This is a genomic window from Bifidobacterium bombi DSM 19703 (assembly GCF_000737845.1).
Taxonomy (GTDB): Bacteria; Actinomycetota; Actinomycetes; order Actinomycetales; family Bifidobacteriaceae; genus Bifidobacterium; species Bifidobacterium bombi.
Genome location: NZ_ATLK01000001.1, coordinates 1335271 through 1350798 on the forward strand (window position 1 = coordinate 1335271; position 15528 = coordinate 1350798).

The window sequence follows — 15528 nt, forward strand, 5'->3', positions numbered from 1 at the left end:
GAAATCAAGGCAATAAGGCAGGCATATAGGCCATGACAGCAGGCTATTTCGGCAATACGACGCATGAAAGCATAAGATCATGGACGCGAAAGGCGCAAGGCATGCGCACCACATCAAGACTGAAAAGACCATAGGAACTATCAAGAGCAAAAAGGGCCACAAGAATTTTAGAAACACAGCGGCCGTAGAACCGCAATGCCGCAAAGACCACAAGAGCACAGGAACACAAGAACCACAAGAACACGGAGGCCGTAGGTTTGCAAGGACCGCAAGGTCTCCGGGACCGTAGAAGACCAGACAACACCAGGCGTGCGCGGATGCATATAAGCCATGATGCGGATGCATATAAGCCATGATAAGGACTATAAGGGCGATACGCATGAAAGCCCTAGTCATAGGCGGTAGAACCATACGGAGCGATAAAGGCACACGGCATGGAAACGTATGGACAACACAGGCGCATAAAATCAGATGAAGCAGCATGAAAACATGAAGACAACGGCACGAGAATGGGCGGACAATGAAGAAAAGCATTCTGGCACTGGCATCCGGGGCATTCGTATATGGCGCAGCCGAATTCGTGATGATGGGCATTCTTCCGCATGCGGCCCACGACATGGGCGTAAGCATACCGACGGCCGGAAATTTCGTCTCCGCCTACGCCATCGGTGTGTGCATTGGCACGCTGATTCTGGTATTCGGCCGTAAAACATCCCCCAAACGGCTGATCATGCTGTTCATGGTCATCGCAGCTGTCGGCAACCTCTTCAGCGCTCTTGCCCCATCGGCACCCATGCTGCTCATCGGCCGGCTCATTGCCGGATTACCGCATGGTGCGTTCTTCGGCACCTCCGCACTCATCGCCCAGAAGGTCGCGGAAAAAGGCAAGGAGGCCCAGGCCGTTTCGCAGGCAGTCACCGGGCAGACCGTGGCGAACATGCTCGGCGTACCGGCGGGAACGCTGATTGCAGACCACGTAAGTTGGCGTATCGCTTTTCTCTTTTTGGCCCTGATGGCCCTCATTACTGTGGCCTTCGTGCTGCATTGGGTTCCTTTCGTCGCTCCGGTAGCCGATGCAGGCATCGCCGGACAATTCCGTTTCCTATCCGAACCCGGACCCTGGCTCATTCTTGCAGCCACGTTTTTGGGCAATACGGGAATCTTCAGTTGGTGGAGCTATATTTCACCGTGGCTCACCACGGTAGGCGGTTTCCGTGCGAGCGCCGTACCGCTGCTGATGATGCTCGCCGGCTTCGGCATGGTGATAGGCGGCCTGCTAGGAGGACGTATGGGAGACCATTGGCGCACGGCCGGGACCGCCGGTCTGGGCCAGATCATCTCCGTCGTCGGTCTCGCCACGGTAGCATTCGCCGCCCAAGGCAAGCCAGGCACAGCGGCATGCACTTTCATCATTGCATTCGCCATGTTCTTCGTTTCCTCACCTCAACAACTGCTCATGTCGCAGGCCGGAGTAGGCGGAGGGGAGCTCATTGGCGGCGCCTGCGTGCAAATCGCCTTCAATCTAGGCAATGCGGCAGGATCCTCCCTAGGAGCCTTCATGCTTTCGTCGTCACACATGGATTACCATTCACCGGCACTCGGCGGCCTGCCCGTGGCCGTTGCGTCCGTGATCCTCCTCATCGTCTATTCCCTGCGTTTCGAAACGCGGACTGATGCCATCGACCGACTTACCCCCGTTGGAGTCTAAAGACGCCTTTGACCGACGAACGAAAACCATACGCTGGCATCGGCCATACCCGCGAACCAAATGCGATAACCCACCTCAGAACCCGCAACGGACCTGTCGAAACCAACGTGAATGTACACGGAACAGCAACGACACAACGATGCCAACCTCATCACAACACCAGCGCGAATTCGCACGGTGGATACACGCAACGCACGCACACGACGCACACCAACAGCGAGCAGCGCAGAACACCTGTCGGAATATCGGCATGAACTCCGCCGCACGATGTACCCGGCACCAGCAGACACGGCACTACAGTAAGAACAGCACCAACGCCACAATGGACATACAACGAAACCAGCACAATACACAACAATAAACACACGGCAACGGCACCATACGCACGCACAACGAACATGTGCCGCAACCCAAAACAACAAGGTGCCACCGACTGTCCGCAGACAAATCAGTGGCACCTTATCATCAACGCTTCAACGCACCGTCGAAGCGCCAAAAGACGGACCAGTTTCAGGCTTGATCGGAATCAGAATCTGAATCGTTACCGGTGGTACCATCGTTTCCTTCAGCACCGTCGGCACCGTCCTCATGGCTTCCCGCATCTCCTTGCGAACCAGTCAGGCCCTCGCCGGCATGGAAATCATCACCGAAGCTCAGATCACCGTCGAAAGAGAGGCCGCCCTCGTTCGAACCGCTGGCACCAAAGTCATTCAGCTCACCCTGACCACCCTGATCGTCAAGGAAATCATCCGGGTTGAAATCATCACCAAGCTTCAGGTCACCGAAATCGATGTTGGAGAAGTCCACATCGCCCAAACCGTCACCGAAGCCCTCGGAGGCACCTTCTCCACCGAGACCGAAGTTCGGGTAGATGGTGTCACGGATGGCCTTGTCGGGCTCGACCTTGGCGTTGCGATAACGCGCCAAGCCTGTGCCTGCAGGGATAAGCTTGCCGATGATGACGTTCTCTTTGAGACCCTTGAGCTCGTCGGACTTCTGCTCCAGGGCGGCCTCCGTAAGCACACGGGTGGTCTCCTGGAAGGAAGCGGCGGAAAGCCACGACTCGGTCGCAAGCGAGGCCTTGGTGATGCCCAAGAGCTCCGGACGGCCGGCCGCCGGCTTGCCACCGGCTTTGACGGCGGCGATGTTCGACTCACGGAACTTGGCCTGATCGACCAGCTCACCAGGTAGCAGTGCCGTGGAACCGGAATCGATGACGGTGATCCTGCGAAGCATCTGGTGGACGATGACCTCGATGTGCTTGTCGTGGATGTCCACACCCTGCGAACGGTACACTTCGTGCACGCCCTCCACGATGGCGACCTGGGCGGCGCGCGGACCGAGGATACGCAGAACCTTCTTGGGATCCACGGAGCCCTCGATGAGCTGCGTGCCAACCTCGACATGCTCGCCGTCCTTGACCAACAGCGGGGCGCGACGGGTCACCGGGTAAGTGATGGGCTCCACGTTCTGATCGTCCGGAGTGAGCGTGACCTTACGGCCCTGATCGTTGTCCTCCACCTTGACGGTGCCAGAGAACTCAACGATAGGGGCCTCACCCTTAGGAGTACGTGCTTCGAAAAGCTCGGTGACACGGGGAAGACCCTGGGTGATATCGGAAGCCGAAGCCACACCGCCGGAGTGGAAGGAACGAAGCGTCAGCTGCGTACCAGGCTCGCCGATGGACTGGGCAGCGACGATACCTACCGCTTCACCGACATCGACCAGATTGTTCGTGGCCAGCGACCAACCATAGCATTTCGCGCACACGCCGCGCTTGGATTCGCAGGTGAGCACAGAGCGGGCGTTGACTTCCTCAACGCCATGGGCGACAAGGTCGCGCAGCACATCCATCGACAACGAGTCGCCGCGTTTGTACAGCACGGTCTTACCGTCAGCGGGATCGACGACATCCTTGGCGAGCAGACGGGAGTACGGGCCGCCGTCTGCAGCCTTGACAAGCACCAGATTGCCGTCTTCGTCACGCTCGGCCACCTTCATAGGTAGACCACGCATCGTGCCGCAGTCCTCTTCGCGCACGATGACTTCCTGGGCGACATCCACCAGACGGCGAGTGAGGTAACCGGATTCCGCGGTACGCAGTGCCGTATCAGCCAAACCTTTACGGGCGCCGTGCTGCGAAATGAAGTATTCCAACACCGACAGGCCTTCGCGATAATTCGACTTGACAGGGCGGGGAATGATCTCGCCCTTCGGGTTCGCCACCAGGCCTCGCATACCGGAGATCTGACGGATCTGCATCCAGTTTCCACGGGCCCCGGACTGCACCATGATGTTTACGTTGTTGTCGTCGCGGAAGTTCTCGCGCATCTGGTCTGCGACCTTGTCGGTGCACTCGGTCCAGAGGTTGATGAGCTCCTGACGGCGCTCGTCCTCCGTAAGAAGACCCATTTCGTACTGGTCGCTCACCTTGTCGGCCTGCTTCTCATAGTCCGAGATAATGTCGAGACGCTCCTTGGGCTCCACGATATCGGAGAACGCCATAGTGACGCCGGACCACGGGGCCTGGGTGAAGCCCAGATCCTTCAGCGCGTCCAGCGTGGCGGCAACCTGCGCAGTGGAATAACGCGTGGCGATGTCATCGACAATCGTGGAGAGCTTGCCCTTGGCCACCTGTTCGTTGATGAACGGGTAATCAGTGGGCAGGGTCTTGTTGAAACGCAGACGCCCGTAGGAAGTGGCGAACAGGACCGAACCGTCCTCGAAACGCTCCTCCTTCACGGTCTTAGGCGATCCGGGCTCCGGATCGACCGCTTCGAACTCGGTGGGCTCCCAATCGGTGGGAAGCACGAATTCCTTGGGCAGACGCACCAGCACCTTGGCCTGCACATCGACATCGTGACGGTCCACGGCCATCTCAAGTTCATCGACCGAACCGAGTACACGACCCTGACCCTTCGCACCCTCGATGACGGTGGAGAGGTAATACAGACCGAGAATCATGTCCTGCGAAGGCATGGTGACAGTGTGTCCGTCAGCAGGCTTGAGAATGTTGTCGGAAGCCATCATCAAGGAGCGGGCCTCGGCCTGCGCCTCGACACTCAACGGAAGATGGACCGCCATCTGGTCACCATCGAAATCAGCATTGAACGCGGCGCACGCAAGCGGCGGCAAATGGATGGCCTTGCCTTCGACCAGGATGGGCTCGAAGGCCTGGATGCCCAGACGGTGCAGCGTAGGAGCACGGTTCAGAAGCACGGGATGCTCCGAAATAACATCCTCCAAAACGTCCCATACCGACGGATCTGCACGATCGACGAGACGCTTGGCGCTCTTCATGTTCTGCGCGTAATCCTGATCCACAAGACGCTTGATGACGAAGGGCTTGAACAGCTCCAACGCCATGGGCTTGGGCAGGCCGCACTGATGCATACGCAGTTCCGGACCGACCACAATCACGGAACGTCCGGAGTAATCCACACGCTTACCAAGCAGGTTCTGGCGGAAGCGCCCCTGCTTACCCTTGAGCATATCGGAAAGCGACTTCAGTGGTCGGTTGGAGGCACCGGTGACCGGACGGCCGCGGCGGCCGTTGTCGAAGAGCGAATCCACGGCTTCCTGAAGCATACGCTTCTCATTGTTGAGCATGATCTCAGGCGCGCCAAGTTCAATGAGCCTCTTGAGACGATTGTTGCGGTTGATCACGCGGCGGTACAGGTCATTCAGGTCCGAAGTGGTGAAGCGACCGCCGTCGAGCTGCAACATAGGGCGCAGATCGGGCGGTATCACCGGAATGGCATCGAGCACCATCGATTCCGGCTTGTTGTCCGTGGTCAAGAAGGCATTGACGACCTTCAGACGCTTCAAAGCACGAGCCTTGCGCTGGCCTGAACCGTTGTCGATTTCCTCACGCAGTTCCTTCGCGGCACCCGCAAGATCGAAGTCCTGCAGACGCTTCTTAATCGCTTCAGCACCCATGCAACCTTCGAAGTAATCGCCATAGCGATCCTTCATCTCCTGCCACAGATCCACATCGCCTTCCATGTCACCGGGCTTGAGGGTCTTGAAGCGGTCGAACACGGCGTTCAGCCGTTGGATCTGATCGTCAAAACGCTGACGAATGGCAGCCATCTCGCGATCGGCGGAGTTACGCAACTTGGATTTCGATGCGGCCTTGACGTCACCTTCGGCCTCCAACGCAGCCATATCGGCTTCAACCTTCTTGGCGCGCTCCTCTATCTCGTTATCGCGGCGACGCGCGATGGTGTTGAGCTCGGAATCCAGCTCCTCCTGAAGATCAGGAAGATCCTGATGACGCTGAGCCTCATCCACGCTGGTGACCATATAGGCGGCGAAGTAAATAACCTTCTCCAGATCCTTGGGCGCGATGTCGAGGAGATAACCCAGCCTGCTCGGCACACCCTTGAAGAACCAGATGTGGGTGACGGGCGCAGCGAGTTCAATGTGGCCCATGCGTTCACGACGCACGCGGGAACGAGTCACCTCCACGCCACAACGCTCGCACACGATGCCCTTGAAACGCACACGCTTGTATTTGCCGCAAGCGCACTCCCAATCACGGGTGGGTCCAAAAATCTGTTCCCCGAAAAGGCCGTCCTTCTCAGGTTTCAAAGTACGGTAATTAATGGTTTCCGGCTTCTTGACCTCGCCGTAACTCCAGTTATGAATATCCTCGGTGGTGGCCAAACCGATTCTCAATTTGTCAAATGCGTTGACGTCCAGCACGTTTTGTCCTGTCTGTTATTGAATGTTCACGTTTTAGTGTTCACCGCCCGGTGAATGGAGGGAAAACCCACACACCGAGCGGGTGGCTAACAGTTAAGCTCAGCGGTATTCCGGCTGCATCTCGACCTGGTCCTCCTTGGCGGCAGCGTCCGGACGGGCGCCGATGTTGAAGCCAAGATCGTGGGACGAGGACTCGATGTCGTCATCGGCTTCCTTCATCTCGATGGCCTGGCCTTCTGCGTTCAGTACCTCCACATTCAGGGAAAGCGACTGCATTTCCTTAAGAAGCACTTTGAACGACTCGGGGATGCCTGCCGGTGGCAGATTCTCGCCTTTGACGATGGCTCCGTACGCGCGCACACGACCATCCACGTCATCCGACTTGGTGGTCATCATCTCATGCAGCGTGTAAGCGGCACCATAAGCCTCGAGCGCCCAGACCTCCATCTCACCGAAGCGCTGTCCGCCGAACTGAGCCTTGCCACCCAACGGCTGCTGGGTGATCATCGAGTACGGACCAGTTGAGCGGGCGTGGATCTTGTCGTCAACCAAGTGATGCAACTTAAGCATGTACATGTAGCCCACAGAGATCGGCTTGGGGTAAGGCTCGCCGGTACGACCGTCGAAGAGCGTGGCCTTGCCGTCTTCACCCACCAACTTATCACCATCACGATTAGGCAGTGTGGACTTAAGTAGGCCTTGGATGACTTCGGGACGAACACCGTCGAAAACTGGCGTAGCCACAGGAGTCCCAGGGGCACCACTCTCGGCTCCCTGCGGAACATACTGTTTCCAAGCGGCCTCAAGGTCGGGGTCAAGTTTAATGTCCCAACCCGCATGGGCAATCCAGCCCAAATGCAGTTCAAGCACCTGACCCAGGTTCATACGGCTCGGCACGCCCAACGGGTTGAGCATGATGTCAATTGGGGTGCCATCGGCCATGAATGGCATGTCTTCCTCAGGCAGGATCCGCGAGATGCAGCCCTTATTCCCGTGGCGGCCGGAAAGCTTATCGCCAACGGTGATCTTGCGATGCTGAGCGATGTAGACGCGAATCATCTGGTTGACACCATTAGGCAGCTCATCGCCATCCTCCTCGGCGTCTTCACGGGTGATTTCCTTGATGGAAATGACCGTGCCTGACTCGCCATGAGGCACACGAAGCGATGTATCACGCACCTCACGGCTCTTCTCACCAAAGATGGCTCTCAACAGGCGCTCTTCAGGCGTCAACTCGGTCTCGCCCTTAGGCGTGACCTTGCCGACCAGAATATCGCCGGCCTCGACCTCCGCACCGATACGGATAATGCCGCGCTCGTCGAGGTTCGCCAACGCGTCTTCACCGACGTTCGGCAAATCGCGGGTGATCTCCTCAGGCCCAAGCTTGGTGTCACGAGAATCGATCTCGTACTCCTCGATATGGATGGAAGAAAGCGTGTCATCCTTTACAAGGCGCTGAGAAATGATAACGGCGTCCTCGTAGTTGTAGCCGTTCCAAGGCATAAAAGCGACCAACACATTTTTACCGAGGGCAAGCTCACCCTTTTGCGTCGCCGGGCCGTCAGCCAAGACGCTTCCCTCTTCAACACGTTCGCCGTCGTGGATCAGCGGCACCTGATTGTAGGAAGTAGTCTGGTTGGAACGTTGGAACTTAGCCAGCTTGTAGCTGGAAGTTGTACCGTCGTCGTTCATCACCCGAATCATATCGGCGGACACGTATGTGGCCACACCAGCCTTCTGCGCAATGATGGTATCCCCGGAATCAACGGCAGTGCGCCATTCGGCGCCGGTGCCCACCAGCGGACGCTCGGACTGCACCAGAGGCACAGCCTGACGCTGCATGTTGGTGCCCATCAAGGCACGGTGGCCTTCATCGTGTTCCAAGAACGGGATGAGCGAAGCACCCACGGAAACCATCTGGCGTGGCGAGACATCCATGTAGTCGACGGTGCTCACGGGAACATCGACCGCCTCTTCCGTAGCGGAACGCACAAGAGCGGTCTTATCGACGAAATCACCGTTCTTATCAAGTTTCTGGTTGGACTGAGCAATGACGTGATCCGACTCACGGTCCGCGGTCATGTACTCGATCTCATCCGTCACATGTCCGTCAACGACCTTACGGTATGGTGTCTCAATGAACCCGAACGGGTTCACGCGGCCGAACGTGGCCAACGAGCCGATAAGGCCAATGTTCGGGCCTTCAGGAGACTCAATGGGGCACATGCGTCCGAAGTGGGACGGGTGTACGTCTCGCACTTCCATAGAAGCGCGGTCACGGGAAAGACCTCCAGGACCCAAGGCCGAAAGACGACGCTTGTTCGTGACACCCGAAAGCGGGTTGTTCTGATCCATGAACTGGCTCAGCTGAGAGGTACCGAAGAACTCCTTGATGGTGGCGTTCACGGGACGGATGTTAATCAGCGACTGAGGCGTAATGGACTCTGCGTCCTGAGTGGTCATACGCTCACGCACCACACGCTCCATACGGCTCAGACCGGTCCGCAGCTGGTTCTGAATTAGCTCGCCAACCTGACGGATGCGGCGGTTGCCGAAGTGATCGATATCGTCCACGTCCACGCGCAGATCGACATCCTCGCCGTCACGCCTGCCCAGGAAGGTCTTATCGCCGGCATGCAACGCCACGAGATACTTAATGGTGGCGATGATGTCTTCCTGCGTCAAGCTACGGTCATCGGAATCCTTCTCCAAACCAAGCTTACGGTTCATCTTGTAACGGCCAACCCGCGCCAAGTCATAACGCTTGGTGTTGAAATAGAAGGAATCAAGCAGATTACGGCCAGCCTCGGCCGTCGCCGTGTCTGCTGGGCGAATCTTGCGGTACAAATCGGTCAGGGCCTCATCCTGGGTCTCTATCGTCTCCTTCTCCAAGGCGTCGAGCACCAGCGGATAACCCTTGAAAGCCTTCCTAATTTCGGACTTGGTCATGCCGATGGCCATGAGGAAGACAATGGCGGATTGCTTGCGCTTTCGATCCACGCGGACACCAAGCACATCACGCTTATCAATCTCAAACTCCAGCCAAGCTCCACGGCTGGGAATAATCTTAGCCCCGAACACCTCACTATCGGAAGTACGATCCTGTTCACGGCTGAAGTACACACCGGGCGAACGTACGAGCTGGGAAACTATGACGCGCTCGGTGCCGCCGATGATGAAGGTGCCGTGAGGCGTCTGCAGCGGAAAATCACCCATGAATACGGTCTGGCTCTTGATTTCGCCGGTCTCGCCGTTTTCGAATTCGGCGTTGACATACAACGGCGCCGAATAGGTGTAATCCTTCTCCTTACACTCCTGCACAGTATGACGCGGCTCTTCGAAATACGGTTCCGAAAAAGTTAGGCTCATAGTCTGTGCAAAATTCTCAATCGGCGAAATCTCTTGGAAGACCTCGTCAAGACCGGAAGTGTGAGCAACGACGTGCGTGCCGTTCTTGATATCCTCTTCCACCCGCTTCTTCCAGCGCTCATTACCGATGAGCCAATCGAAGCTGTCGGTCTGGACGCCAAGAAGGTACGGCGGGTCTATGGGCTCACGAATGGATCCGAAGTTTACTCGATCAGAAGACCTATGCACGTCAATGTCGTGCTGATCGGCACGAGCGATGACCTGCGTGGTACTCGTCTGAAGCTTTTTATCAGCCAATGGACGTTCCTTATCACTTGCTTGTTCGATACTCTCGTGGAAACACCGCGCATCCATATCAGCATTGAACGCCATAAGTGACAAGACGGTTTGCTCTCAATATCGACTGCAGACTCACCAATCATGACATCACTTGTTCAACACCGAAAACGCTGAAATACGCGGGCGCTTCGACACTTGCAGTATGCCCGCAATATGACACACCTCATGCAAAGATTCAATTATAGCATAGGTAAGGACAACCATTTTCACACTATTACGACACCATTGGCTTTGAAAGCATCATCCGGGTTTCCGGCAGATTTTCACTTACCGAAATTCAGCCAAGCGACAAAACATCATCATCAAAGACTCAACACGATCACAAGGCAACGCCGTCACCCTCCGTACGCACTGCAATAAGACCACGGTAAAATACGACCGATCTACAAGATGTACAGTACATGGTTTGCCATAACGACAAAGTGGCCGTTCCCCGGACGAATCCGACAAACGGCCACCAACACAGCAGAATCACACGTCAGTAACTAACTGCACGATGGCGTGCCATGCCAGCCACACCAGCCATGGTCGCATCACGCGACAAAGGCACCTGAACACCGGCATGACGACCAGAACCAGCACCAGCGGCACGGGAACGACCATCATCACCATCGGCACGACCATACCCGTCATCAGCATCACCATCATCCATACGACGACGCAACGCCAGATACACCGCCTCCATCGCAAACCCGCCGACCAAAGCACTCGACAGGAAATACGGCAGCCACGTCACATAACGCACACCATGCGCCCCACCGATAACAGCCGACCGCTGATCGGCACACGGATCGGACACCTGACGCACCTGACCAGGCAGCACCTGACCATTGGGACCATAATCCGACAGCACACCATCACCACCGGCATCCAACCACGCCACACACTGGCGGTTGTTTAACCTGCTCTTCTTCCTAGGAGCCGGACGAGACTTCTGAACATCTCGCGGAGGCACCTGCGTATTCCGCGAAAGCGACTGAGCGCCCGGTGCTGAACCTGACGGAACAAAGCCGAAGAGCCGAGCGGCACCCGCAACACCACGGTTGCGCCCTACCACGCCGTTAATGCTCCCGCCATCGCCGCCGAGACCAAGAGCAGGCCCTCCGGCGGTCACAATCGTGACCGTACGCGGCTGGTCACCCAACACGACCTCGACAGATGAACCATCGGATGCGACGGTCGCACCCGTCGACTCACGCACACCAACAAACCTGTAGGTATCAGCCGCATACACCGTGATACGGTCACCAGGCCTCTTACCATCAGCGGAGCGATCCGTCATGGTCTTCTCCACAGACGAAGGCAGGCTCTTACCATCCTGACCCACGTACTCGAACGACACCCGCCCGGCCAAACGGGCCGGGGCCGCGGGATCGGCCTTCACGACGAGCTTCACCGTACGAGGCGCATCACCCAGCACGACATCCACGCTCTTAGCATCCGCGGCGATCTTGGCACCCGTGGAACCAGAAGCGACACGGTCGAACAAGTAGCCCGGAGCAACCGGCACGCTCACATGCGCACCAGACACACCGTCCTTGGGCGAACGCGCGGCCATCGCGGCAGCGACCTGCACCGGCAGGCTCTTACCATCCTGACCCACGTACCTGAACGACACGCGCCCGGCCGGCTTGCGCGCCAACGTGACCGTCACCGTACGATCCGAAACACCATACACACCGGAAAGCACACCACCGGCACACGAATCAGAAGACACCGAGGACGAGACGCCCTTCAACCGCCACACCGAATTATCCGGAAGGGAAAGCGAGAACCGCCCATCAGACGCACCCGCCTTCGAAACAGGAAGCCCAAGACCGGCCACCACACCGGATGCAAGCGCCTTGCCGTCCTCACCAACATACTTGAACGACACCACAGCCCCACGCTGATACGTCACGGGAGCAGTACGAACCTTTTCGATTGCACCATCGGCAGGCCTGCGCAACAGACCCTGATCGGGATCCACGGTCGAACAGGAAGCCTGGTCGCCGTCCTTGACATAACAGGCGCCACCCTCAGCAGACGGATCCACCTGAACCCAACGACCAGAAAGAGACGAAACACCAGCATTATCACCGAAATAGGCATTGGGACCCAATTTCAACGACGCAAGACTGCTCGCACCATAGAACATCCGCGCCATGTTCGTGACATTGCCAGTATCCCAACCACTCACATCCAACGACACAAGAGCAGACGCACCAGCGAACATGCTGTACATGTTCGTGACAGAGCCCGTCTTCCACTTGCTCACATCCAACGATTTAAGACTGCTCGCACCATAGAACATGTCCGACATGGTCGTGACCTTGCTCGTATCCCAACCGCTCACATCCAGCGACGCAAGAGCCTTCGCACCATCGAACATGTCCGACATGTTCGTGACCTTGCTCGTATCCCAACCACTCACATCCAACGACACAAGAGCAGACGCATACTCGAACATGCCCGCCATGTTCGTGACAGAGCCCGTCTTCCACTTGCTCACATCCAACGATTTAAGACTGCCCGCATTATAGAACATGTACGACATGGTCGTGACCTTGCTCGTATCCCAACCACTCACATCCAACGACGCAAGAGCCTTCGCACCATCGAACATGTCCGACATGTTCGTGACAGAGCCCGTCTTCCACTTGCTCACATCCAACGATTTAAGACTGCCCGCATTATAGAACATGTACGACATGGTCGTGACCCGGCTCGTATCCCAATTCTTCACATCCAGCGACGCAAGAGCAGACGCACCACCGAACATCCACGACATATTCGTGACAGAGCCCGTGTTCCAGTTGCTCACATCCAGCGACGCAAGAGCAGACGCACCACCGAACATGCCTTGCATGTTCGTGACAGAGCCCGTCTTCCACTTGCTCACATCCAACGCTTTAAGACTGCCCGCATTATAGAACATGTACGACATGTCCGTGACCTTGCTCGTATCCCAATTCTTCACATCCAGCGACGCAAGAGCAGACGCACCACCGAACATCCACGACATATTCGTGACAGAGCCCGTGTTCCAGTTGCTCACATCCAGCGACGCAAGAGCCTTCGCACCATCGAACATGCCTTGCATGTTCGTGACAGAGCCCGTCTTCCACTTGCTCACATCCAACGATTTAAGACTGCCCGCATTATAGAACATGTACGACATGTTCGTGACCTGGCTCGTATTCCAACCGCTCACATCCAACGACGCAAGAGCTTTCGCACCGGAGAACATGTACGACATGGTCGTGACCCGGCTCGTATCCCAATTCTTCACATCCAGCGACGCAAGAGCAGACGCACCACCGAACATGTACGTCATGTCCGTGACATTGCCCGTGTTCCACGAGCCGATGCCCTGCAACGTCTCAAGCTTGGCATCTCCCAAGAACGCGAAATACAGTGAGGTCAGCTTGGAGACATCGACCTTCTCCAAACCCGTGACCGACTTCAAAGAATCCATCCGGTTTAATTGGAATGCGTCCGAAGCACCCAACACGATCGGCTCATCCACCGAAACCTTCACAATCTTCTTATCCAAGCCGCCACTCACACTGTCATAGTTATTCCTGTACAAACCACGCTTGCCGGTCACATGAGCCACAAGACCCACACCAGGCTCATCAACCACACAAAAATCACCATTCGCAGCATCAGCAGTAGGCGTGTCATGATACGCGCAATCAGACCTGCCAGCACGACGCACCGTGACCGTCACCGTACGATCCGAAGCACCATACACACCGGAAAGCACACCACCGGCACACGAATCCGACGAACCAGAAACCGCAGGAGCCGACGAACACCCGGAAAACTCCCAACCAGCAGGAGCATCCAACGAAAACCGATCATCAGCCTTCACACCAAGCAACGACCCCGGCAAACCCTTCGTGGACTGCCCGGGAAGCGCCTTACCACCAACACCCTGGAACTTGAACGCAACACGGGAAGCAGCACGCTTATACGTCACATCACCAGAACGCGAAACCTTACCCGCATCCAACAAATCACTGACATTACGAGTAACGAAACCACCAGCAGGATCAACCTGATACCAACGGCCAGAAACCTTATCCGATTCATTCGTGCTGAAGAGATTGGGATCAGCATACGTCTTGGGCCCCAGTCGAACCGAATTCACACCAGAAGACATGCCAGCAAACACCATTGAGTTATTGTTGTCGCCCCACTGATGATTGAAGACGAGCGAAGTCAGGTCCCAACCGCTCAAATCCAGGACGCCCGAAACAGACACACGTTGGAAGGCATGGTCGAGATAGGTCCAACAATGCTCTCCATCAAACTTCCAGTTGCTCAGATTTAAGGAACCGGAAACCTTTAAAGAACCAAACATGGAGCTTCCATAGGTTTGCCTTCCTGACATATCCCAACCGCTTAGGTCCAACGAGCCCGAAACCTCTGCATTGTCAAACATACCTAACGTAGACGCCCAAGGGGCAAACTTCCATTTATTCAGCGCCAAAGTACCATGAATCTTCGCACCGTAGAACACCAGTTCCATGCGATCAGCATTACGAACATCCCAATTGTTGAGTCCTAGCGAACCCGGCAACTTACCAACATGGAACATGGACGTCATGCTCGTGACCTTGCTCGTATCCCACTTGCTCAAATCCAACGAATCCGGCAACGTGGCACCCATAAACATGCACGACATGTTGGTGACCTGGCTCGTATCCAAGTCGCCTGCATCCAGTGTCGTCAACGCAGAGTCATCGCTGAACGCGTAGCTCAGATCCGTCGCGCCCTTGATATTCGCCAAGCCCGTCACCTTCGTCAGGCTCTGCATGCCACCCAAAAGGACATAGTCACCCGCGACCAGCTGGATGGGATTGTCTATCGAAACCGAAACGACTTTATCCAGATCCAGATCACCGAACTTAGCTTGTAATGCGCCTCCGCCTTGCAGGGCTGCTTTGCCGGTCACATGCACCGCGTACATGCCATTGCCGGCATCCGCCGCACACCAGCCGTCACCCGAATCCACAGCCGACTGACCGGCACACACGCCACCAGTCTGCGCCGAAACCACAGGCCCGGCCTGCGCACCAGGCGCCTCCTTCTTTACATCACCGGAGACCGGTGCCTTCACCGGAACAGGAGCAGCCTTCTTCGCATCCTCACCGTGGGCCGGATCCCCGGCACCAGCCGGCACACTCGACCCGGCTTCCCCAGAAACACCACTCTCCACAGGAGCCTTGCCGTCCGGAGCCGAACCATTCTGGAGCGCGGCCGGAGCATCAACGCCCACCTGCTGAGCGGACGCCGGCAGCGAAGCGAACATGCCACCCAACATCGCCACAACACCCAACATGCCCACCAGCACGCGAGGCCAACGAGCCAAACCTTTACTCTCTTCCGAAACCATATAACACCTCAATAACCACAGC

At 56.7% G+C, this 15528-nt stretch carries 4 protein-coding genes; 1 reads left to right on the forward strand and 3 read right to left on the reverse strand.

The window, feature by feature from the left end; all coding sequences use genetic code 11:
* Nucleotides 1–520: 520 nt before the first annotated feature.
* Nucleotides 521–1708 carry an MFS transporter gene (locus BBOMB_RS05230; RefSeq protein ID WP_044087990.1) on the forward strand — a complete coding sequence of 396 codons (1188 nt, stop codon included), beginning with the start codon at nucleotides 521–523 and terminating at the stop codon, nucleotides 1706–1708.
* 510 nt (nucleotides 1709–2218) lie between these two features.
* Here BBOMB_RS05230 and BBOMB_RS05240 read toward each other — a convergent pair.
* The 3 genes from BBOMB_RS05240 to BBOMB_RS07665 all read right to left on the reverse strand — a co-directional run bounded on the left by BBOMB_RS05240 (nucleotide 2219) and on the right by BBOMB_RS07665 (nucleotide 15506).
* The gene (locus tag BBOMB_RS05240) at nucleotides 2219–6415 is read right to left on the reverse strand and encodes a DNA-directed RNA polymerase subunit beta' (protein ID WP_044087991.1); all 4197 of its coding nucleotides are present in this window, start codon (nucleotides 6413–6415) and stop codon (nucleotides 2219–2221) included.
* A gap of 99 nt (nucleotides 6416–6514) precedes the next feature.
* Complete coding sequence (rpoB, locus tag BBOMB_RS05245; protein ID WP_044087997.1) at nucleotides 6515–10081, reverse strand: DNA-directed RNA polymerase subunit beta; 3567 nt, start codon at nucleotides 10079–10081, stop codon at nucleotides 6515–6517.
* A gap of 520 nt (nucleotides 10082–10601) precedes the next feature.
* The gene (locus tag BBOMB_RS07665) at nucleotides 10602–15506 is read right to left on the reverse strand and encodes a BspA family leucine-rich repeat surface protein (RefSeq protein ID WP_052377506.1); all 4905 of its coding nucleotides are present in this window, start codon (nucleotides 15504–15506) and stop codon (nucleotides 10602–10604) included.
* Between the last annotated feature and the right edge of the window lie 22 nt (nucleotides 15507–15528).

Bases quoted from the DNA above. Each gene is read 5' to 3' on its own strand.
- BBOMB_RS05230 (WP_044087990.1), top strand. From the start codon at position 521: ATGAAGAAAAGCATTCTGGCACTGGCATCCGGGGCATTCGTATATGGC.
- BBOMB_RS07665 (WP_052377506.1), bottom strand. From the start codon at position 15,506: ATGGTTTCGGAAGAGAGTAAAGGTTTGGCTCGTTGGCCTCGCGTGCTG.